This is a genomic window from Prescottella sp. D32 (assembly GCF_037287305.1).
Taxonomy (GTDB): domain Bacteria; phylum Actinomycetota; class Actinomycetes; order Mycobacteriales; family Mycobacteriaceae; genus Prescottella; species Prescottella equi.
In genome coordinates this window covers 253,293-273,775 of record NZ_JARBSW010000002.1, presented here as the reverse complement: position 1 = coordinate 273,775, position 20,483 = coordinate 253,293, and the positions used below count along the sequence as shown (strand labels likewise).

At 68.7% G+C, this 20,483-nt stretch carries 20 protein-coding genes; 9 read left to right on the top strand and 11 right to left on the bottom strand.

Annotated elements, in window-relative coordinates; translation table 11 throughout:
* Positions 1 to 42: 42 nt before the first annotated feature.
* Entirely contained in the window at positions 43 to 711 is a 669-nt protein-coding gene (trhA, locus tag PSS76_RS10835) for a PAQR family membrane homeostasis protein TrhA (RefSeq protein ID WP_005514643.1), read from the bottom strand.
* A 177-nt stretch (positions 712 to 888) separates the two neighbouring features.
* Here trhA and PSS76_RS10830 point away from each other — a divergent pair, with 177 nt between their 5' ends.
* Positions 889 to 1,656, top strand: a complete 768-nt coding sequence (locus PSS76_RS10830) for an isoprenyl transferase (RefSeq protein ID WP_005514642.1) — start codon at positions 889 to 891, stop codon at positions 1,654 to 1,656.
* A gap of 33 nt (positions 1,657 to 1,689) precedes the next feature.
* Here PSS76_RS10830 and PSS76_RS10825 read toward each other — a convergent pair whose 3' ends face one another.
* The gene (locus PSS76_RS10825; RefSeq protein ID WP_005514641.1) at positions 1,690 to 2,319 is read right to left on the bottom strand and encodes a TetR/AcrR family transcriptional regulator; all 630 of its coding nucleotides are present in this window, start codon (positions 2,317 to 2,319) and stop codon (positions 1,690 to 1,692) included.
* A 146-nt stretch (positions 2,320 to 2,465) separates the two neighbouring features.
* Between PSS76_RS10825 and PSS76_RS10820 the strand changes: the two genes are divergently transcribed.
* Positions 2,466 to 3,800, top strand: a complete 1,335-nt coding sequence (locus PSS76_RS10820; RefSeq protein WP_337456192.1) for a flavin-containing monooxygenase — start codon at positions 2,466 to 2,468, stop codon at positions 3,798 to 3,800.
* Complete coding sequence (locus PSS76_RS10815) at positions 3,797 to 4,936, top strand: EstA family serine hydrolase (RefSeq protein ID WP_013415293.1); 1,140 nt, start codon at positions 3,797 to 3,799, stop codon at positions 4,934 to 4,936. Before PSS76_RS10820 ends, PSS76_RS10815 begins: the two co-directional genes overlap by 4 nt.
* A 48-nt stretch (positions 4,937 to 4,984) precedes the next feature.
* Here the strand turns inward: PSS76_RS10815 and coaA are convergent, their stop codons facing one another.
* Complete coding sequence (coaA, locus tag PSS76_RS10810) at positions 4,985 to 5,917, bottom strand: type I pantothenate kinase (RefSeq protein WP_005514637.1); 933 nt, start codon at positions 5,915 to 5,917, stop codon at positions 4,985 to 4,987.
* A 183-nt stretch (positions 5,918 to 6,100) separates the two neighbouring features.
* Here coaA and PSS76_RS10805 point away from each other — a divergent pair, with 183 nt between their 5' ends.
* Positions 6,101 to 7,345: a hypothetical protein gene (locus PSS76_RS10805; protein ID WP_005514636.1), complete on the top strand. Its 1,245-nt coding sequence runs from the start codon at positions 6,101 to 6,103 to the stop codon at positions 7,343 to 7,345.
* Positions 7,346 to 7,387: 42 nt separating this feature from the next.
* Positions 7,388 to 8,698 (top strand): serine hydroxymethyltransferase, encoded by a 1,311-nt coding sequence (glyA, locus tag PSS76_RS10800; protein ID WP_005514635.1) that lies wholly within the window; start codon positions 7,388 to 7,390, stop codon positions 8,696 to 8,698.
* A gap of 51 nt (positions 8,699 to 8,749) precedes the next feature.
* Here glyA and PSS76_RS10795 read toward each other — a convergent pair whose 3' ends face one another.
* Positions 8,750 to 9,364 carry a nucleoside/nucleotide kinase family protein gene (locus PSS76_RS10795; protein ID WP_337456191.1) on the bottom strand — a complete coding sequence of 205 codons (615 nt, stop codon included), beginning with the start codon at positions 9,362 to 9,364 and terminating at the stop codon, positions 8,750 to 8,752.
* Positions 9,365 to 9,661: 297 nt separating this feature from the next.
* Between PSS76_RS10795 and phoH2 the strand changes: the two genes are divergently transcribed.
* A complete protein-coding gene (gene phoH2 / locus PSS76_RS10790; protein WP_005514633.1) occupies positions 9,662 to 10,969 on the top strand; it encodes an RNA 5'-3' helicase PhoH2 in 1,308 nt (435 codons plus the stop codon).
* A 377-nt stretch (positions 10,970 to 11,346) separates the two neighbouring features.
* Entirely contained in the window at positions 11,347 to 13,050 is a 1,704-nt protein-coding gene (gene kstD, locus PSS76_RS10785) for a 3-oxosteroid 1-dehydrogenase (RefSeq protein WP_064058965.1), read from the top strand.
* Here the strand turns inward: kstD and PSS76_RS10780 are convergent.
* From PSS76_RS10780 to glpX, 4 genes are all read right to left on the bottom strand, one after another.
* Positions 13,037 to 13,447, bottom strand: a complete 411-nt coding sequence (locus tag PSS76_RS10780) for a carboxymuconolactone decarboxylase family protein (protein WP_005514631.1) — start codon at positions 13,445 to 13,447, stop codon at positions 13,037 to 13,039. The two genes, kstD and PSS76_RS10780, sit on opposite strands and share 14 nt — an antisense overlap.
* A gap of 64 nt (positions 13,448 to 13,511) precedes the next feature.
* Complete coding sequence (locus PSS76_RS10775) at positions 13,512 to 13,934, bottom strand: limonene-1,2-epoxide hydrolase family protein (protein WP_005514630.1); 423 nt, start codon at positions 13,932 to 13,934, stop codon at positions 13,512 to 13,514.
* Between the two features lie 28 nt (positions 13,935 to 13,962).
* Positions 13,963 to 15,369 (bottom strand): class II fumarate hydratase, encoded by a 1,407-nt coding sequence (locus PSS76_RS10770; RefSeq protein WP_005514629.1) that lies wholly within the window; start codon positions 15,367 to 15,369, stop codon positions 13,963 to 13,965.
* Positions 15,370 to 15,462: 93 nt separating this feature from the next.
* Positions 15,463 to 16,503, bottom strand: coding sequence for a class II fructose-bisphosphatase (gene glpX / locus PSS76_RS10765; RefSeq protein WP_005514628.1), 1,041 nt, complete (start codon positions 16,501 to 16,503; stop codon positions 15,463 to 15,465).
* Between the two features lie 179 nt (positions 16,504 to 16,682).
* On the opposite strand from glpX, the gene PSS76_RS10760 reads away from it, so the two are divergent.
* The gene (locus PSS76_RS10760; RefSeq protein WP_013415300.1) at positions 16,683 to 17,249 is read left to right on the top strand and encodes a DUF4245 domain-containing protein; all 567 of its coding nucleotides are present in this window, start codon (positions 16,683 to 16,685) and stop codon (positions 17,247 to 17,249) included.
* Between the two features lie 19 nt (positions 17,250 to 17,268).
* Here the strand turns inward: PSS76_RS10760 and PSS76_RS10755 are convergent, their stop codons facing one another.
* The 3 genes from PSS76_RS10755 to PSS76_RS10745 are packed head-to-tail and all read right to left on the bottom strand — an operon-like array spanning position 17,269 to position 19,351.
* Complete coding sequence (locus PSS76_RS10755) at positions 17,269 to 17,499, bottom strand: exodeoxyribonuclease VII small subunit (protein ID WP_005514626.1); 231 nt, start codon at positions 17,497 to 17,499, stop codon at positions 17,269 to 17,271.
* Positions 17,496 to 18,752, bottom strand: coding sequence for an exodeoxyribonuclease VII large subunit (xseA, locus tag PSS76_RS10750; protein ID WP_084870489.1), 1,257 nt, complete (start codon positions 18,750 to 18,752; stop codon positions 17,496 to 17,498). The genes PSS76_RS10755 and xseA overlap by 4 nt, the downstream gene beginning before the upstream one ends.
* Positions 18,749 to 19,351, bottom strand: coding sequence for a lipid droplet-associated protein (locus PSS76_RS10745; protein WP_081187515.1), 603 nt, complete (start codon positions 19,349 to 19,351; stop codon positions 18,749 to 18,751). Before PSS76_RS10745 ends, xseA begins: the two co-directional genes overlap by 4 nt.
* 119 nt (positions 19,352 to 19,470) lie before the next feature.
* Here PSS76_RS10745 and PSS76_RS10740 point away from each other — a divergent pair, with 119 nt between their 5' ends.
* On the top strand, positions 19,471 to 20,475 hold the full coding sequence (locus tag PSS76_RS10740; protein ID WP_005514623.1) for a 4-hydroxy-3-methylbut-2-enyl diphosphate reductase: 1,005 nt from the start codon (positions 19,471 to 19,473) through the stop codon (positions 20,473 to 20,475).
* Positions 20,476 to 20,483: the final 8 nt, after the last annotated feature.

The following is a 20,483-nucleotide window of genomic DNA, read 5'->3' as shown; positions in this document are numbered from 1 at the left end:
CAGACCGACTCGCCCGGCGGGTCCGTTTTGCGTTGCTCGGGCCTACCCGAACACCACCAGGCAGACCGCGACGAAGTGGCACAGAGCCGCGACCGCTGTTGCGGCGTGGAAGAACTCGTGGTGCCCGAAAGTCTGCGGCCACGGGTTGGGCCACTTGGTGGCGTAGAGGACCGCGCCGGCGCTGTAGAGGACGCCGCCGACGGCCAGCAGGACCATCGGTGCCACGCCGGCCTGGTCGACGAGTTCGCCGGCCACCGGGACGATCGCCCAGCCGAGCAGGAGATACAGCGGGACCCCGACCCAGCGAGGAGCGGTGGGCCAGAGCATCTTCAGTGCGACGCCCGCAAGCGCGCCGCACCACACGACGGTCAGTAGGACGGCGCCGGTGTGCGGTGGCAGTGCCAGCAGTCCGAACGGGGTGTAGCTGCCGGCGATGAACAGGAAGATCATCGAGTGGTCGGCGCGTTTCATCCACGTCCGGGCGCGAACCGTGTGCCAGTGGATCCGGTGGTACGTCGTGCTCACCGCGAACAGGCCGCAGACGGTGACGCCGTAGACGAGGGTGGCGATTCCGGCGCGCGGCCCTTCGGCGGTGAAGGCGAGCGATACCAGGACGGCGCTCGCGAGGATGGCGACCACCAGTGACCACGCATGGATCCACCCGCGCATGCGGGGCTTGACCGGGAGGTCGTCGAGTCCGAGTGCCGTCATGTCGTGCCCTGTCTGTCGTTCCGCTCCATGGGACAGTCTCCGCAAAAGCTACGCAACAGTAACCTACGGTACCGTAACCTGGAAGGGGGTCGGTACTGAGGCGTTCGCGACACTCGGGTGCTCGGCGCGGGCACCGCAGGTTCGCGGCGTAGTCTTTGATCCCGTGGTGATGTCCAGGTGAAGTTGCGCGGCCTGCTGTACAGCATCTACGAGCGACGGCTCCTGCGCCGTCTCGACGGTTTACAGCATCCGCGCCATGTGGCGGTGATGTGCGACGGCAACCGCCGGTGGGCGCGTGAGAACGGATTCACCGACGTCAGCCATGGTCATCGGATGGGCGCGCGCAAGATCGCGGAACTGCTGCGCTGGTGCGACGCGGCCGGGATCGAGATGGCCACCATCTACCTGCTGTCCACCGAGAACCTGCGGCGCGAGCCCGAGGAGCTCGACACGCTGCTCGAGATCATCACCGAGGTGGTCGAGGAGATCTCCGGGCCGGGCAAGAACTGGAGTGTGAAGATCGTCGGCACGCTCGACCTGCTGCCGGAGGATCAGGCGCGGCGGCTGCGGGAAGCCGCCGAGGGCACCCGTGGCCGCACGGGCACCCACGTCAACGTCGCGGTCGGGTACGGCGGCCGGCAGGAGATCGCCGACGCCGTCCAGTCCCTGCTGCGCGACAAGCTGGCCGCAGGGCTGACCGGCGACGACCTCGTCAAGGCGATGAGCGTCGAAGGTATCGACGGGCACCTGTACACGTCGGGCCAGCCCGATCCGGACCTGGTGATCCGGACGTCGGGGGAGCAGCGGCTGTCCGGCTTCCTGCTGTGGCAGAGCGCGTACTCGGAGATCTGGTTCACTGAGGCGTACTGGCCCGAGTTCCGGCGCGTCGACTTCCTGCGCGCGCTGCGCGACTACGCCGCCCGGCACCGACGCTTCGGCACGTAGCCGCCGCCGTCGGCGCGGGGCGTCCGACGGTCGTCAGCTCGCCGGCGGGGTGAGGGCGGGGTACCAGATGTCGGTGAGGACCTCCGCGGCCTGGTCGCGGGGGATCTCGATCGTGCCCTGCACGGCCCAGCGGGTGAAGAACCGTTCGAGTTGCGTGACGAGGAGTTCGATCCGGACCCGCGCCTCGCGCTCCCGGGCGCTGCCCCAGCGTGCGAGGTAGGACGGCATCGCGTCCGGTAGTGCCGCGATGGCCTCCCGGGCAGGTTCCCGGAAGTCCGGCTCGAGGACGAGGGCCTCGTCCCACGCGGGCAGGATCGCGCGATTGCGGTCGAACCAGTCGATGGCGCGCTCGACCCAGCGGGTGAACTCGGCCCGCGACCCGGTCCCGAGGACGTCGTCGAGGTCGGCGTAGACCGACGCGGCGCGTGGGTCCATCGACTCGGATCCGATCTTGCGCAAGATGTCGGTCTTGCCGGTGAAGTGCAGATAGAACGTGGCCCGGCTGCAGCCGGCTGCGGACGCGATGTCCTCGATCTTCACTGCGGCGTAGCCGTTCGCGGCGAACAGGTCTCGCGCGCAGTCGAGAAGGCGTCGGCGCGTCAGCCGCTTCTGCTCGTCCCGCAGTGTCGGCTTCCTGACTGGCGCTGCTCCGGTCTCGTTCAATGCACACCTCCGGTCAGATCGTACGGACACTGCCGGTTCCGCCCCGCCGACATTCGCTTGACAGTATGTCAGCGAATCCGGTTCTATGACGTACGTCACGTCCTTTCAGTTGTCTGCTGCAATCCGATTGTGGGAAGGGAGCTTCCATGCCCCAGCTGCCCAAGGTGTGCATCATCGGCGCCGGCTGTTCCGGCTTCACCACGGCCAAGCGGCTCAAGGATCACGGGATTCCGTACGACTGCTTCGAGGCGTCGGACGACGTCGGCGGCAACTGGTACTACAAGAACCCCACCGGCATGTCGTCGTGCTACGAAAGCCTGCACATCGACACGTCGTCGACCCGGCTGCAGTTCGAGGACTTCCCGGTTCCCGCGGACTGGCCGCACTTCCCGCACCACTCGCTGATGCACGGCTACTTCCGTGACTACGTCGAGAAGTTCGGCCTGCGGGAGACCATCACGTTCAAGACGATGGTCGAGAAGGCGCGGCGGAACGCGGACGGCACCTGGGACGTCACACTCGACACCGGCGAGACCCGTACGTACGACGCCCTCGTCGTCGCCAACGGACACCACTGGGATCCGCGGATGCCCGAGTATCCGGGCGCCTTCGACGGGGCGATCATCCACAGTCACGACTACCTCAACGTGTTCGACCCGATCGACATGCGCGGCAAGAACGTCGTGGTCGTCGGCATGGGCAACTCGGCGCTCGATATCGCGTCGGAGCTGTCGCACCGGTCGATCGCGAAGCACGTGTGGGTATCCGCCCGGCGCGGGGTCTGGGTGCTGACCAAGTACCGCGAGGGCAAGCCGGCCGACAAGATGATGATGCCTCCGTGGATGCCGAAGAAACTGGGGCTGGCCATCGCACGGCGCAAGATCAAGAAGTCGCTCGGTCAGATGCAGGACTACGGTCTCCCCGAGCCCGACCACGAGCCGCTCGGTGCGCACCCGTCGGTCAGCATCGACTTCCTGGCGAAGGCGGGATCCGGGGACCTGACGTGTGTTCCCGCGATCGAATCGCTCGACGGCGACCACGTCCGGCTGGTCGACGGACGGCGGATCCCCGCCGACGTCGTCGTGTGCGCCACGGGGTACAACATGAGCTTTCCGTTCTTCGACGACCCCTCGCTGCAACCGGATGCGCAGCACCGCTTTCCGCTGTTCAAGCGGATCATGCAGCCCGGTGTCGACAACCTGTTCTTCATGGGCCTCGCGCAGGCGTCGCCGACGATCGTCAACCTCGCCGAGCAGCAGAGCAAGCTGGTCGCCGGCGTGCTCACCGGCACGTACGTGCCGCCGTCGGACGACGAGATGCGGCGCATCATCGGGGCCGCCGACGCGGCCAGCCTCGCGCAGTACTACCAGACGCCGAGGCACACGATCCAGGTCGACTTCGCGCGCTACGTGCGGGACTTGAAGAAGGAGATCGCGGCCGGCGAGAAGCGGGCACAGCAGGCGCCGGTGGGGGCGCGATGACGGCCGTCGAGGGCTTCGCCGACCCCGCGTTCTCGGGTTTGCGGGACCTGTTGCAGCGCAACCTCGACGACGGCACCGACGTCGGGGCGTCGGTGTGTGTGGTAGCCGAGGGGGAGACCGTGGTCGACCTGTGGGGCGGTGTCGCGGACGTCGACACGGGCACCCCGTGGGTCAAGGACACTGTCGTCAACACGTACTCGCTGACGAAGACCATGACGACACTCGCGGCGTTGCTGCTGGTCGATCGTGGGCAACTCGATCTGGACGCGCCCGTCGCCCGCTACTGGCCGGAGTTCGCGGCGAACGGCAAGGGCGCGGTGCTGGTGCGTCACGTCCTCGGTCACACGTCGGGTGTGAGCGGTTGGCAGCAGCCGGTGTCCCTCGCCGACATCTGCGACGCCGTCCGGGCGGAGGACCTGCTCGCGGAGCAGGCACCCTGGTGGGAACCCGGCACGGCGTCCGGCTACCACGCGACGAACTTCGGGCACCTCGTCGGTGGAATGGTCCGCCGCGTCACCGGGGTCGGTCTGGGCGAGTTCTTCGCGACGGAGGTCGCGGCGGCCTGCGGCGCCGACTATCTGATCGGTGTTCCTGCCGACGTCGATCCGAGGATCGCGCCGCTGATCGCGCCCCCGCCCTCCGGATTCGACTATGCGGCACTGCCGCCCGACGGGGTGTTCGTCAAGACGATGGCGAACCCGGTGATCCCGGTACCGGAGACGTCGAGCAGGTTGTGGCGGAGCGCGGAGATCGGTGGCGCGAACGGTCATGGGAACGCGCGGTCGGTCGCACTGGTCCAATCGGTCGTTTCACACGGAGGCCGGACGGTGTCGGGGGAGCAGCTACTGCGCCCCGCGACGATCGACCGGATCTTCGACGTCCAGTCCGACGGCGTCGACCAGGTGCTCGGCGCGGCACTGCGTTTCGGCCTCGGATACGCGCTGCCGGCGCCCGCGATCCATCCGTCGATCCCCGACGGGCGGGTGTGCTGGTGGACCGGGTACGGCGGTTCGATCGTCGTCAACGACCTGGACCGCCGGATGACCTTCGCGTACGTGATGAACAAGATGTCCCCGCAACTCCTCGGTGCACCGCGCACCGAGAGTTACGTCGCGCAGGCGTACGCGGGGCTGTGACCCGGGTGTCCTGTGCGTCCGGAGGGGGACGCACAGGACACCGGGCCGTCAGAGCTTGCGCAGGCGCAGGCGGTTGATGGTGTGGTCGGCGTCCTTGCGCAGCACCAGCGTTGCGCGGGGGCGGGTCGGGAGGATGTTCTCGACCAGGTTCGGCCGGTTGATCGAGTTCCAGATGTCCTCGGCCGCGAGCGTCGCATGTTCGTCGGACAGGGCCGCGTAGTGATGGAAGTGGGCGTTCGGATCCGCGAACGACGTCTTCCGCAGCGCCAGAAAACGTTTGATGTACCACGCCTCGATGTCCTCGATGCGCGCGTCGACGTAGATCGAGAAGTCGAACAGGTCCGAGACCATCAGCCGCGGGCCGGTCTGCAGCACGTTGAGGCCCTCGATGATGAGGATGTCCGGCTGCCGGACGAGGTGATACTGGCCCGGAATGACGTCGTACGAGATGTGCGAGTACACCGGGGCTGCAACTTCTTCGGCACCCGACTTGACCTCGGTCACGAACCGCAGCAGCTTGCGGCGGTCGTAGCTCTCCGGAAATCCTTTGCGGTGCATCATGCCCCGGCGGGTCAGTTCGGCGGTGGGGTAGAGAAACCCGTCGGTGGTGACGAGGTCGACGCGGGGGTGGTGCTCCCAGCGGGCGAGGAGCGCCTGCAGGACACGGGCAGTGGTCGACTTGCCGACCGCGACGCTGCCGGCGACACCGATGACGAACGGCACCTGACGGTCGGGGTGCTTGTCCCCGAGGAACGTTGCGGTTGCGGCGAACAGCCGCTGGCGGGCGGCGACCTGCAGGTGGATCAGACGTGCGAGCGGGAGATAGACCTCGGCGACCTCGTCGAGGTCGATCTGCTCACCGAGGCCGCGGAGCCCGACGAGTTCTTCCTCGGTGAGGACGAGTGGCGTCGACTTGCGGAGCTTGCGCCACTGCTTGCGGTCGAACTCGACGTAGGGGCTGGATTCGCTCACCCGTGCCATCGCTGCACCTCTCGGGAGAGTGGCTTCGATTGAGATCGGCGCATGCGCGTGCTGGGGGAAGGCAGGTGCATGAGGCAAATTGTGCTCGCAACCACACGAGCCCGCTGCGCCGGGTCCACCTCACGGTGGAAACCGTGGGCGACGGCCTGCTGTAACCACAGGTGACGGACTACTGTCCCCATCATGGAACCGGACGCATTGGTGCGCGACTATCTCCTGCTCGGCCTGCGGTTCGACCGCCTGGAAGAGGGGTTCGTCGACGCCTACACCGGCGATCCGGCGCTGCGCCGCCAGGTCGAGAACGAGCCGCGGCCGGATCCGCGCCGACTCGCCGTCGATGCCCGGGCACTGCGGACGGAACTGTCCGGAGCGGGGTTCACGGTGGAACGGACGCGCTTCCTCGACGCGCACCTCACTGCGCTCGAGTGCTCGGCCCGCAAGTTCGCCGGGGACGACATCGGTTTCGTCGACGAGGTCGCGGCCTACTTCGACGTCCGGATCGAGCCCGCGGACCCCGACACCTACCGCGAAGCGCACCGCCGGATGGACGCCGTCCTGCCGGGCCCGGGCACCCTCGCCCAGCGGATGGAGGCGCACCGCGCCGCCGACCGCATTCCGCCGGAGCGGCTGGCCGAGTGCGTCGAGGCGTTCGACAGCGCGCTGCGGGACCGGGTGCGCGCCGAGTACACGCTGCCCGAGACCGAGCGGGTGGAGTACGAGGTCGTCGGCGACAAGCCGTGGTCCGGGTTCAACTACTACCTCGGCGGCTACCGGTCCACCGTCGCAATCAACTCGGATCTCGATCAGCACATGTCGAACCTGCCGCGGTTGATCGCGCACGAGTCCTACCCGGGTCACCACACCGAACACTGCCGCAAGGAGGCCGGCCTCGTGGGCGCCGGACAGCTCGAACAGACGCTGTTCGTCGTCAACACCCCGCAGTGCCTCATGGCCGAGGGGCTCGCCGACCTGGCGCTGGCGTCCATCGTGGGTCAGGGCTGGGGACGCTGGGCGCAGGAGATCTACGCCGACCTGGGGCTCCGGTTCGACGGAGAGCGGGCCGAGGAGCTGTCCGCGGCGTCGGCCGGGCTGCTGTCGGTGCGTCAGGACGCCGCGCTCCTGCTCCACGATCGCGGCGCCGACGCGGACGACGTCGCCGCGTTCCTGCAGCGCTGGACGCTGTCGAGCCCCGAGCGGGCCAAGCAGAGCCTGCGGTTCCTGTCGTCGCCGCTGTGGCGGGCCTACATCAGCACGTACGTCGAGGGCTACCGGCTGCTCGGCGCCTGGTTGGACCGCGCGCCCGTCGGCCCGGAGCGCTCCGAGCGGTTCCGACGGCTGCTCGACGAGCCGCTCACACCGGGCGCGCTCCGTGACGAGCTGGTGGCCGCCGGCGGAGCCGCTTTGGGGACCGAACAGCCTCGTCCTTAGACTGGAGGGGATACTTCCGCAATCCAGCCTGGAGATTCGCTGATGACTGCTGTGCCTGCCACCGACGTGAACACCGCGTCCCTCGCCGAACTGGACCCCGAGGTCGCCACCGCGATGGCGGGTGAGTTGTCGCGTCAGCGTGACACCCTCGAGATGATCGCGTCGGAGAACTTCGTTCCCCGCGCCGTCCTCGAGGCCCAGGGCAGCGTGCTCACCAACAAGTACGCCGAGGGCTACCCGGGTCGCCGGTACTACGGCGGCTGCGAGTTCGTCGACGTCGTCGAGGACCTGGCGCGGGGTCGTGCCAAGGAGGTCTTCGGCGCGGAGTTCGCGAACGTCCAGCCGCATGCCGGCGCGCAGGCCAACGCCGCGGTGCTGATGGCGCTGATGAACCCGGGCGAGAAGCTGATGGGCATGGACCTCGCGCACGGCGGTCACCTCACCCACGGCATGAAGCTGAACTTCTCCGGCAAGCTGTACGAGGTCGCGTCCTACGGCGTCCGTGAGGACACCCACGTCGTCGACATGGACCAGGTCCGCGAGACCGCGCTGCGGGAGAAGCCGCAGGTCCTGATCGCCGGCTGGTCCGCGTATCCGCGTCACCTCGACTTCGCGGCGTTCCGCTCGATCGCCGACGAGATCGGCGCCAAGCTGTGGGTCGACATGGCGCACTTCGCCGGTCTGGTCGCCGCGGGTCTGCATCCGTCGCCGGTCCCGCATGCGGACGTCGTCTCCACCACCGTCCACAAGACCCTCGGTGGCCCCCGCTCCGGCATGATCCTGGCGAAGAAGGAGTGGGCGAAGAAGCTCAACTCCTCGGTGTTCCCCGGCCAGCAGGGCGGCCCGCTCATGCACGCGATCGCCGCGAAGGCCGTCGCGATGAAGATCGCCGGCACCCCGGAGTTCAAGGCCCGTCAGGAGCGCACCCTGGCCGGTTCGAAGATCCTCGCCGAGCGTCTCGGTGGCGCCGACGTCGCCGGCAACGGCATCTCGGTGCTCACCGGTGGCACCGACGTCCACCTGGTGCTGGTCGACCTGCGTCACTCGCAGCTCGACGGCCAGCAGGGTGAGGATCTGCTCCACGAGATCGGCATCACCGTCAACCGCAACGCCGTGCCGTTCGACCCGCGCCCGCCGATGAACCCGTCGGGCCTGCGCATCGGCACCCCGGCCCTGGCCACCCGTGGCTTCGGCGATGCCGAGTTCACGGAGGTCGCCGACATCATCGCGACCGCGCTGGCCAAGGGCGCCGACGCGGACGTCCCGGCGCTGCGTGCCCGCGTCTCCAAGCTGGCGCAGGACTTCCCGCTGTACGACGGCCTCGAGAACTGGGGCCTGCTGCCCAAGGCCTGATACTCGGTCCACGACGGCCCGTGCCCGATGGGGTGCGGGCCGTCGTCGTGTTCACGGCCCGGCCGATATCGCCGGGCGGTCGGGGTGGTCGTAGCGCACCACGATGTCCGCCGGGGCGTCGATCGCGGCGTCGTGTGCGAGCAGTGGATCGATCGTCCACAGATTCTCGGGCCGGGTGCGGCGCTCGAGGGCGCCGCGGGAGAGCGTCAGTTGCACGACCACATCGGGATCGAGGCCGCGTCCGTGCAGCATCGGGCCGGCGATCAGGAGCACCTGGCCGGGGCCGGCCTCGACGACGGATGCCCGCACCGAACGGTCGGCGGCCTCGTCCCACAGCCGGGGCAGCCACTGCCGCCGCTCACGGAGCGCCGTCACGACCTCCCGCAGCAGCGCGGGATAGTCGAACCATCCGTGGCGGTAGCTGTAGTCGTCGCGATGGCCGTGCTCGAACCGGAGCGACGCCGGCCGGACGTAGTCGTGCAAGGACACCACCGCGGCGGGACGCCCGGAAAGACGCAGGCGTGCGGCCACCCGCTCGGCGAACTCCACCGGATCGGCCGCGTCCGCGCCGGAGATCGCGACCACCCGGACATCCGGTGCGGAGGCGGCGCGAGTAGCGACCAGTTCGATCAGTCCGTCCGGGGCGACGGGGCGGAAGGCGATCATCGATCCAGTGTGGCGGACCGGCACCGGGCCGGGGCGGGTGGATCTTCACGTGAGCTGCCGTTCACGTCGACTTCACTCGACACGCCGGACGCGTGCACTGGGCGATCGGTCCGGGGGCGTAGCGTCGCGCGTAACAGACAGCAGGCGAAGTTGTCTGTACGGGAGGTCCTGATCGTGACTGGAACATTCAGTGCGAGGGGGCCGGCACCCGGCCCTCGTGTCATCTGACACTCGGGCCCGGACCGGTCCAGCGAACAGGTTTGCGCGGGTGCCACGCAAACGAACGAGGAGCCTCACGTGACCGCAATCAGCTCCGTCCGCACCTACGTCCTCGACACCTCGGTCCTGCTCTCGGATCCGTGGGCCGTCAGTAGATTCGCCGAACACGAAGTGGTGCTGCCACTGATCGTGATCAGCGAACTCGAGGACAAGCGCCACCATCACGAGCTGGGATGGTTCGCCCGCGAAGCGCTGCGGATGCTCGACGACCTCCGTCTCGAGTTCGGTCGTCTCGACCGCCCGGTGCCGATCGGCACCGAGAACGGCACACTCCAGGTGGAACTCAACCACACGGACCCTTCCGTGCTCCCAGTCGGATTCCGCACGGACAGCAACGATTCCAGGATCCTGGCCTGTGCTCTGAACCTTGCTGCCGAAGGCAAGGACGTCGTGCTGGTCAGCAAGGACATCCCGCTCCGGGTCAAGGCCGGCGCGGTGGGTCTGCCGGCCGACGAGTTCCGTGCACACGACGTGGTCCCGTCCGGCTGGACCGGGATGACGGAGATCGACGTCAGCTCCGAGTTCATCGACCAGTTGTTCTCCGAGGGCGTCGTCGACCTGGACGAGGCGCGGGAACTGCCCTGCCACACGGGTATTCGGCTCCTCGGTGGCCGGTCCAGTGCGCTGGGGCGCGTCACGCCGGACAAGCGCGTGCAGTTGGTGCGTGGTGAGCGGGAGGCATTCGGGCTGCACGGCCGATCCGCGGAGCAGCGGGTGGCGCTGGATCTGCTGCTCGACGAGAGCATCGGGATCGTCTCGCTCGGCGGCAAGGCGGGCACCGGTAAGTCCGCGCTGGCGCTCACGGCCGGACTCGAGGCTGTGCTGGAGCGGCGCAGCCACCGCAAGATCGTCGTCTTCCGTCCGCTGTACGCGGTGGGGGGTCAGGAACTGGGCTACCTGCCGGGCAGCGAGAGCGAGAAGATGGGCCCGTGGGCGCAGGCCGTCTTCGACACCCTCGACGGCCTCGCCAGCCCCGAGGTGATGGAGGAAGTGCTCAGCCGCGGAATGCTGGAAGTGCTGCCCCTCACGCACATTCGTGGCCGCTCACTACACGACTCCTTCGTGATCGTGGACGAGGCGCAGTCCCTCGAGCGCAACGTTCTGCTCACCGTGCTCTCCCGGCTCGGCACCGGATCGCGGGTCGTGCTCACCCACGACGTCGCGCAGCGGGACAACCTGCGGGTCGGGCGGCACGACGGCGTTGCCGCGGTCATCGAGAAGCTCAAGGGGCACCCGCTGTTCGCGCATGTGACTCTCACTCGCAGTGAGCGTTCGCCCATCGCCGCGCTGGTGACGGAGATGCTCGAGGAGTTCGGTCCCGCCTGAGTAGTCCACCGGGGGTGGGCATTCGCAGCCACCGGACGGCCTCCGAGGGGGGAGGTGGCCGGACGGTGGCTGCGGCCGGCGTGACCGCACCCACCGCCCGGTGGTGCAGCGCTCGCCCGCGTCGGGGGGTGGGCGAGTGCCGCTGCTGCTTCGACAGAGGAGAAGCAGCGACTCAGACGCTAGCCGCCACAGTGGTCACGGGAGAAACCGAAACCGGACGACAACGGGCATTTCATCCATGATTTCACCCCACGAACCGGATCGCCCAGCCGGGTCGCGCCAGCGTGCGGCCGGTTCCACCCTCAAATCGTTGTTCAATATTGAAACGTGTTCTAGATTTGCCGCAGTGGTTCGTCGTCGCGTACCGAGGGGTGGTCATGGAGCAGAACACGGGTCAGGACGAGCAGTTCGACGTCGTGGTGGTGGGTGCCGGAGGCGCCGGTATGGCCGCCGCGATCACGGCTGCGCACCAGGGGCTGAAGGTGGTCATCGTCGAGAAGTCCCGGTACTGGGGCGGTTCCACGTCTCGGTCCGGTGGTGGCGTCTGGATCCCCGGCAACTCGGTGTTGAAGCGTGAAGCCCCCGCCGACGACGTCGAGGCGGCCCGCCGCTACCTGCACAGCATCATCGGTCCCGGCGTCGACCCGGCCCGTATCGACACCTACATCGACCGCGGGCCCGAGGCGCTGCAGTTCCTCGTCGACCACTCGCCGCTGAAGCTCGAGTGGGTGAAGAACTACTCCGACTACTACCCGGAGGCGCCCGGTGGACTGTCGACGGGGCGCTCGTGCGAGCCCAAACCGTTCGACGCGCGGGCGCTGGGTGACGACCTCGCCACGCTGCACCCGCCGTACAGCAAGGCTCCGCTCAACGTCGTGGTCAAGCAGTCCGACTATCGCTGGCTCAGTACCGGACTGCGGCACTGGCGCGGACCGGTCCGGATGATCAGGGTCGGGATGCGGACGTTCGTCGCGAAGGCGCGGCGGCAGAAGCTCATCGGGATGGGTGGCGCCCTCATGGCCGAACTCATGCTCGGTGTGCGCGGGGCTGGCGTCCCGGTGCGGCTGAACACCGGCCTGGTCGACCTCCTCGTCGAGGACGGGCGCGTGACCGGGGTCGTCGTCGAAACCGGCAGCGGCAAAAGCACACTGAGGGCGGAGTACGGCGTCGTCCTCGCGTGCGGTGGTTTCGACGCCAACGACGAGATGCGAAAGAAATACCAGCGTGCGCCGATCGGTTCGGAATGGACGATCGGTGCCCCGAGCAACACCGGCGACGGCATAAACGCGGGACTGAAGGTCGGGGCCGCAATCGATTTCATGGACGACGCGTGGTGGGCGCCGTCCATCCCGCTGCCCAAGGGGCCGTGGTTCGCGCTCGCCGAACGGTCGCTGCCGCGCAGCATCATGGTCAACGACCGGGGCGAGCGGTTCATGAACGAGTCGCTCCCGTACGTGGAGGCGACGCACCGCATGTACGGCGGCGAGTTCGGTCAGGGCGAAGGTCCCGGCGAGAACCTCCCGGCATGGCTGATATTCGACCAGACCTACCGGGACCGCTACCTCTTCGCGGGCGTCACCGCGCGCAGCCCGCTGCCGCGCAAGTGGCTCGAGAGCGGCGCGATCGTGAAGGCGTCGAGCATCGAGGAACTCGCCGGCAAGATCGGCGTCCCCGCCGACGCGCTCGCGGCGACCGTGGAGCGGTTCAACGGCTTCGCGCGCAGCGGAACCGACGAGGACTTCCATCGCGGTGAGAGCCGCTACGACCACTACTACGGCGACATCACGAACAAGCCCAACCCGAGCCTCGGGGAACTCACCAAGGCGCCGTTCTACGCCGCGCAGATGGTGCCCGGCGATCTCGGGACGAAGGGCGGGATAGTCACCGACGTGGACGGGCGGGCGCTGCGCGAGGACGGTTCGGTGATCGAGGGGCTGTACGCGGCGGGCAACACCAGCGCCCCCGTGATGGGTCACACCTACGCCGGGCCCGGCGCCACCATCGGGCCGGCGCTGGTGTTCGGTTATCTTGCGGCACTGGACATCGCCGCCAAGGCGGGGCGTCCGCTCAGTCCTCGCTGAGCGGACCCAACTCGGCTTCGAGAACCTCCTGCACGACGCGCATCGCGGCGAGCCCGGCGGGAGCGCCGCAGTAGGCGCTCGCATGGATCACGGTCTCGACGATCTCGGTGCGGGTGAGCCCGTTTCGGAGGGCACCCCGGACGTGGCCGCGTAGTTCGTTCTCGGCGCGCAGCGCGATGAGCATGCCGAGGTTGATCAGGCTGCGGCTGCGGCGGTCCAATCCGGGGCGGGTCCACACCGATCCCCAGACGTGTTCGGTGATGAACTCCTGAATGTCCTCGGAATCGGTGCCGCGTGTGCGCTCGAAAGCCCTCTCGACGAAGTCGGCGCCCATCACCTCGGTGCGGACATCGAGGCCGGCCTCGAATGCGGGGGAGGAGTTCTGCTGTTCGGTCATCGCCGTCGGCTTCCTGTGTGAGGATCTCGCGGCACGTATCGCCGGTACCGCACGGTCAGGGAGCCTACCCGCGTCGGTCACCACCCCGGAGTGCGCGGGCCGTCGCGGTGACGGTGCCCACAGCCACGTTGCCCCAGCTGAAGCGGTCCCGCCAGACCGCGATCCGGCCGTCGCGCAACTCGAAGGTTCCGCACACCCAGAACGTCGAGCGCAGTGGGCCGACGAACAGCGTGTCGATACGTTCGGTGAGGACAGCGTCGCCGTCGCTCGCGATGTTCTGCATCACCGCCTCGAAACGCCGAGTCGGCTTGTTCGCGAAAGCGAGTGCCCGCCGGACCGCGGACAGTCCGCGCAATGTCGGGAGTGTCGTGTTCTGCCACACGATGTCCGGGGTGAGGTACTCGACCGCGCGGTCGACGTCCATGTCGGTGAGGGCCGCGAAGAAGTCCTCGACTACCTGTACTGCTGCGTCCGGTCGGTTTTCCACGGTGCACTCCTGGTGAATCGTCGTGGGGCTACTCGTCGTCCGCCCTGGTCATGGCGAGAACGTCCAGGCGACGGTCGAGTTCGGCCTCGGTGAGTCCGTCGCCGATCAGTCCGCGATCGATCACGGTCTGCCGAATCGTCTTCTTCTCCTTCAGTGCCTGTTTCGCGACCGCGGCGGCCTCCTCGTAGCCGATCGCGGAGTTGAGCGGGGTGACGATCGACGGCGACGACTCGGCGAGCGTGCGCAGGTGCTCCTCGTTCGCTTCGAGGCCGGCGATGCAGCGATCGGCGAACAGTCGGGAGACGTTGGCGAGCAGACGGAACGACTCGAGCAGGTTGCGCGCCATCACCGGGATGTACACGTTCAGCTCGAACGCGCCGGCCGCGCCGCCCCACGCGACAGCGGCGTCGTTGCCGACCACCTGCGCTGCGACCTGTGTGACCGCCTCGGGCAGAACAGGATTGACCTTGCCGGGCATGATCGAACTGCCGGGCTGAAGGTCCGGCAACCGGATCTCGCCGAGACCGGTCAGCGGGCCCGAGCCCATCCACCGGACGTCGTTGGCGATCTTCGTCAGTGAGACGGCGACGGTGCGCAGCGCACCGGACGCCTCCACCAGTCCGTCGCGCGCGGCCTGCGCCTCGAAACTGTTGCGAGCGGGGGAGAGTGCGTCCAATCCCGTGGTGCGGACCAGCTCCGTGACGACCCGGGGCCCGAAGCCGTCCGGCGCGTTGAGGCCCGTTCCGACCGCGGTGCCGCCGATGGGCAGCTCGCCGAGACGGGGGAGCGTCGCGAGGACCCGTTCGATACCGGCCTCGATCTGGTGCGCGTAGCCACCGAACTCCTGACCGAGCGTGACCGGGACGGCATCCATCAGGTGCGTGCGCCCGGACTTGACCACCGTCTTCCACTGTGCCGCCTTGTCGAACAGGGCGAGCCGCAGGTGGTCGAGAGCGGGAACCAGATCCTTGACGGCGGCCTCCGTCGCGGCGACGTGCGTGGCCGTCGGGAACGTGTCGTTCGACGACTGCGACATGTTCACGTCGTCGTTGGGGTGAACCGTGACACCGGCCTTCGCCGCCAGACTCGCGATCACCTCGTTGGCGTTCATGTTCGAACTCGTCCCGGACCCGGTCTGGAACACGTCGATCGGGAACTGGTCGTCGTGGCGGCCGTCGGCGATCTCGTTCGCGGCGGCGATGATTGCGTCGGCCTTGTCCGGATCGAGCAGTCCGAGGTCCTTGTTGACCTGTGCGCAAGCGGCTTTCAGCAGCCCCATGGCGCGAATCTGGGCGCGCTCGAGGCCGCGGCCGGAAATCGGGAAGTTCTCGACGGCGCGTTGCGTCTGGGCGCGCCACAGCGCGTCGACCGGGACGCGGACCTCGCCCATCGTGTCGTGTTCGATACGGAACTGCGGATCGCTGCTGTCGCTCATGCATCCAGCTTGCCACCCGGTCGGCTGCGCCGCCCGTGCGCACTTTCGGTGGTCGGAGCTACCAAAAGTGCGCACAGGCGCGGAGCGCCTAGATCACGGCATCGGGGGCTGTGCGCCGTCGACGCCGTCGAAGTTGATCGACGAGAACTCGTGCAGCTTCTCGAGGCGGTGGTACGCCTCGATCATGCGGACGGTGCCGGACTTGCTGCGCATGACGATCGACTGCGTCGTCGCGCCGCCGCCGTAGTAGCGCACACCCTTGAGCAGGTCGCCGTCGGTGACACCCGTGGCGCAGAAGAAGATGTTCTCGCCGGTGACGAGCTCCTCGGTGCGCAGGACGCGGTCCAGGTCGTGGCCGGCGTCGAGGGCCTTCTGCCGCTCGGCTTCGTCCTTCGGGGCGAGCTTGCCCTGCAGGGCTCCCCCCATGCACCGCAGTGCGGCCGCGGCGATGATGCCCTCGGGGGTGCCGCCGATACCCAGCAGCATGTCGACACCCGAATCGGGGCGGGCCGTCGCGATGGCGCCGGCGACGTCGCCGTCGGAGATCAGCCGGATGCGGGCGCCCGTCTCGCGGATCTCGCGGATGATGTCGGCGTGCCGCGGACGGTCCAGGATCGTGACCGTGGTGTCGGACACCGCGCGATTCTTGGCCTTCGCGACGCGACGGATGTTCTCCGCGACACCGGCAGCCAGGTCGATGACGTCGGCGGCCTCGGGACCGACGGCGATCTTGTCCATGTAGAACACGGCGGACGGGTCGAACATCGCGCCGCGCTCGGCGACCGCGAGCACCGCGATGGAGCCGGGGGCGCCCTTGCTCATCAGCGTCGTGCCATCGATCGGGTCGACCGCGACGTCGCACAGCGGGCCGTCGCCGTTGCCGACCTCTTCGCCGTTGTACAGCATGGGGGCTTCGTCCTTCTCGCCCTCACCGATGACGACGACGCCCTGCATCGAGACCGAGCTCACCATGTGCCGCATGGCGTCGACGGCGGCACCGTCGCCGCCCTCCTTGTCGCCCCGCCCGACCCAACGGCCGGCAGCCATGGCGGCGGCCTCTGTGACGCGTACCAGCTCGAGAGCGAGGTTGCGGTCCGGGGCCTCGCGGCGACTCGATGGGGTGCTGGCCGTCATGGGCAGTGCCTCCTGCAGTCAAGGTCGGCGCAATGTGGTGGCCGACACTTCGGGGCGGTCGACCGCGGTGCGGTCGGGCCGTCGATTCGGTGGACGAATCTCGAGGATGATTCTTTCATTACCCGACGATGCGTGGCCTGCTGGGCCACCCGGAGCCGGGAACAGGAATACTGGACACCGTGCCCGACAAGAAGCCCCGCATCCTGCAGAACGGCCACGACATGATGTGGTCCCTGATCCCGCTCGTGGTCGCGTGTCTGCTGATCGCGGGCGTGGCGAGTCAGTGCTCGTTCAGCCCGGGTGGTCCGAAGCCCGGCCCGGTCCCCAGCTTCGACGCGGACGCGGCCTTCAAGTACGACTCGCGCGAGCTCGGCTTCCCGATCCGCAAGCCGGAGATCCCCGAGGGCTGGCAGCCGAACTCGGGCAGCCGCAGCATCGTCTCGGGTGACGGCGGCGGCGACTCGAGCAACATCGGGTTCATCACCGAGGTCGGTCGGTACATCCAGCTCACCCAGAGCGACGCGACGGTGGAGACGCTGGTCCCGTTCGTGGCGGGCGACACTCGGATCCAGAGCGGCACCGAACGGATCGGCAGCCGGCAGTGGGATGTGTTCGACGACGGCGACTCCGAGGCGATCTGGGTCTCGGACTTCGGTGACGCCCGTGTCCTCATCACCGGACCGGCACCGGCGGAGGACTTCAAGCAGCTCGCGGCCGCGATCGACGTGGCACCGTTGCAGCCCTAGGACCGTCGGCGCCGAGTCGTCACTCGGCGTCGTCCTCGTCTACGTCGTCGGCGTGCGCGAGGGCATCCTCGACGCGCTTGCGAGCGCCCGCGAGGTGCTCCTCGCACCGCTTGGCGAGCGCCTCGCCGCGTTCCCACAGCGCGAGCGACTCGTCCAGGTCGAGGCCGCCCAGCTCGAGGGTCTTCACGACGACGACCAACTCGTCCCGTGCCGCCTCGTATCCGAGTTCGGCCACATCGGTGTTGCTCATGATTCTCTTCCCATCACGGCGGCGCGCACGGCGCCGTCGGCCAATCTGACTCGAATCTGCGTGCCGGGTGGCGCGTCGTCGACCGAACGCAGCACCTCGGGTTCGGTGTCGCCGTACACGCGCTGCACCACCGCGTAACCGCGGGCGAGGGTCGCGGCGGGACCGAGCGTGGCCAGCCGCGCCCGCAGGTGCTCGACGGCGGTGGCCTCCGCGTCGATCGTGCGGGTGACGTCCCGGCGCGCGGTGTCGCGGAGCCGTTCCACCTCCTCGGCCCGACGGTCGATCCCGGACAGTGGATCGGCGAGCACCGGTCGGCTGCGCAACTGCGCGACGAGATGCGACTCCCGGGCCACCCAGTTCCGCAGGGCGGCGCCGGCCCGTCCCCGCAGTTCGGAGACCAGGGCCTGCTCGGCCACCGCGTCGGGCACGACACGCTTGGCGGCGTCGGTCGGGGTTGCGGCGCGGAGGTCGGCGACGTGATCGCTCAGCGGGCTGTCGGGCTCGTGACCGATCGCACTGACCACCGGCGTCGTGCACGCGACGATCGCGCGGCACAGCGTCTCGTCGGAGAACGGCAGCAGGTCCTCGACGCTGCCGCCGCCGCGAGCCAGGATGATGACGTCGACACGGGGATCGCGGTCGAGCTCCTCGAGCGCCTCGATGATCTGCGGGACCGCCGTCGGGCCCTGCACCGCGGTGTTGCGGACCTCGAAGCGCACAGCCGGCCACCTCCGCTGCGCGACACTCAGCACATCGTGCTCGGCGGCGCTGGCCCGCCCGGTGATCAACCCGATGGTGCCGGGCAGGAAGGGCAGCGGCCGCTTGAGCCGTGGATCGAACAGACCCTCCGCCGCGAGCAGCGCCCGCAGGCGTTCGATCCGGGCGAGCAGTTCGCCGATACCGACGGCCCGGATCTCGGTGACTCGCAGCGATACGGACCCGCGGCCGGTCCAGAACGACAGCTTGCCGAACATCACGACACGGCTGCCCTCGGTGAGGGGGACAGGCGCATCGCGCAGCAGTTGCGGCGAACACGTCACCGACAGCGACATGTCCACGGACGGATCGCGCAGCACGAGGAACGCCGTCCGGGTCCCCGGTCGGGCGTTGATCTGAGTGATCTGACCCTCCACCCAGACGCTGCCGAGCCGGTCGATCCACTGTGCGACCTTGGTGGAAACGGTGCGCACGGGCCACGGCTGCTCGGGCGAACTGGGGGACGGGCCGCCGGATGCGGGGCGCGCGGAGGTCACTTGGCGCGGGCGGAGGTGATGCGGTTGGCGAGCATCGTCTGGAACGGTGCCCGGGCCGCCGTCCGCTCCTCGTATTCGAGCAGTGCCGTCAGGTCGTCGACCGACAGCGACCGCAGGCGCGAGCGCAGCTGAGCCAGCGTGAGTGCGGCGTAGTCGAGTTCCTCGGCGATCTCCGGAACCGGCACGTGCTCGGTGGCGGGTGCCGACTCCTCCGCCGGTGCCGACGTGGCCGGCGTCTCGTCCTCGCCGGGCGTCATCGAGTAGAGGGCGAATCGGCCGGGAGCCGAGCGGCGCTCGGCGTCCTCGGCGCCGTCGGAATCGTCGACGTCCGTTTCACCGTCGGTGTCGAAGTCGGCGCGGTCCTCGTCGAAGACGGCCCATTCGGGTTCTTCCTCGGTGCGGTCGAGAAGGCAGAAGGCGCGGTCACCCTTGATGGCGAGCGCGGTCATCGACTGCTGTACCCGCATCGTGGTCTGCAACACCTGACTGACCGCGGTCATCGGCAGCGTCATGGCCGTGGACGGCAGCTTGAGCGCCTCTTCGTACGCCGTGATGGCTACTCCGGCGGCGACGCGCGCCATGAACGGGGGACGAATCATGGTCACAGCCTGCCTCACGGGCGCGCCATTTGGTAGCCGACGGCGCCGAAGGCCCTGCTGTCCGGCGCACGAGTCCGTGCTCGGCGGTCCGTTGGCTGGGTGCCCCGTAGGCTGGGGGCATGTCATCGGCAGTTCCTCTCAATCTGGGTATCGCACGATCGGCCGGCGCGGATGCGGCCGGCGGCGGAAAGCGGGTCCTCCTCGCGGAGCCGCGCGGCTACTGCGCGGGCGTCGATCGCGCCGTCGAGACCGTCGAGAAGGCACTCGAGAAGCACGGGGCGCCGATCTACGTCCGCAAGGAGATCGTGCACAACCGGCACGTCGTGGACACGCTCGCCGAACGCGGCGTCGTCTTCGTCGACGAGACCGACGAGGTACCCGAGAACTCGGTCCTCGTGTTCTCCGCGCACGGGGTGTCGCCGGCCGTGCACACCGCGGCCGCCGAGCGGAGCCTGCACACCATCGACGCGACGTGTCCGTTGGTGACGAAGGTGCACCAGGAGGCGAAGCGGTTCGCCCGCGACGACTACGACATCCTGCTCATCGGCCACGAGGGCCACGAAGAGGTCGAGGGCACCGCGGGCGAGGCACCCGAGCACGTGCAGATCGTCGACGGCCCCGACTCGGTGGATGCGATCACGGTCCGCGACGAGGACAAGGTGATCTGGCTCTCGCAGACGACGCTGTCGGTCGACGAGACGATGGAGACCGTGGAGCGCCTGCGGGAGAAGTTCCCGAAGCTGCAGGATCCGCCGAGCGACGACATCTGCTACGCCACCCAGAACCGTCAGGTCGCCGTGAAGGCGATGGCACCCGAGTGCGATCTCGTCATCGTGGTCGGCTCGCGGAACTCGTCGAACTCGGTGCGCCTCGTCGAGGTCGCATTGGGGGCGGGCGCCCGGGCTGCGCACCTCGTCGACTTCGCCCGCGAGGTGGACCTCGCGTGGCTCGAGGGGGTCCGGACGGTGGGCATCACCTCCGGTGCGTCGGTGCCGGAGATCCTGGTCCGCGGGGTCATCGACCTACTGGCCGAACACGGTTTCGCGGACGTGCAGTCGGTCACCACCGCCAACGAGACCCTGGTCTTCGCGCTTCCCCGCGAACTGCGCGCGGCGCGCAGCTAGAAACCCGC

Excerpts from the sequence above, each read along its gene's own strand:
- trhA (WP_005514643.1), bottom strand. The coding sequence starts at position 711 with ATGACGGCACTCGGACTCGACGACCTCCCGGTCAAGCCCCGCATGCGC.
- PSS76_RS10820 (WP_337456192.1), top strand. The coding sequence starts at position 2,466 with ATGCCCCAGCTGCCCAAGGTGTGCATCATCGGCGCCGGCTGTTCCGGC.
- PSS76_RS10815 (WP_013415293.1), top strand. The coding sequence starts at position 3,797 with ATGACGGCCGTCGAGGGCTTCGCCGACCCCGCGTTCTCGGGTTTGCGG.
- coaA (WP_005514637.1), bottom strand. The coding sequence starts at position 5,917 with ATGGCACGGGTGAGCGAATCCAGCCCCTACGTCGAGTTCGACCGCAAG.
- PSS76_RS10805 (WP_005514636.1), top strand. The coding sequence starts at position 6,101 with ATGGAACCGGACGCATTGGTGCGCGACTATCTCCTGCTCGGCCTGCGG.
- glyA (WP_005514635.1), top strand. The coding sequence starts at position 7,388 with ATGACTGCTGTGCCTGCCACCGACGTGAACACCGCGTCCCTCGCCGAA.
- PSS76_RS10795 (WP_337456191.1), bottom strand. The coding sequence starts at position 9,364 with ATGATCGCCTTCCGCCCCGTCGCCCCGGACGGACTGATCGAACTGGTC.
- kstD (WP_064058965.1), top strand. The coding sequence starts at position 11,347 with ATGGAGCAGAACACGGGTCAGGACGAGCAGTTCGACGTCGTGGTGGTG.
- PSS76_RS10780 (WP_005514631.1), bottom strand. The coding sequence starts at position 13,447 with ATGACCGAACAGCAGAACTCCTCCCCCGCATTCGAGGCCGGCCTCGAT.
- PSS76_RS10770 (WP_005514629.1), bottom strand. The coding sequence starts at position 15,369 with ATGAGCGACAGCAGCGATCCGCAGTTCCGTATCGAACACGACACGATG.
- glpX (WP_005514628.1), bottom strand. The coding sequence starts at position 16,503 with ATGACGGCCAGCACCCCATCGAGTCGCCGCGAGGCCCCGGACCGCAAC.
- PSS76_RS10755 (WP_005514626.1), bottom strand. The coding sequence starts at position 17,499 with ATGAGCAACACCGATGTGGCCGAACTCGGATACGAGGCGGCACGGGAC.
- PSS76_RS10745 (WP_081187515.1), bottom strand. The coding sequence starts at position 19,351 with ATGATTCGTCCCCCGTTCATGGCGCGCGTCGCCGCCGGAGTAGCCATC.
- PSS76_RS10740 (WP_005514623.1), top strand. The coding sequence starts at position 19,471 with ATGTCATCGGCAGTTCCTCTCAATCTGGGTATCGCACGATCGGCCGGC.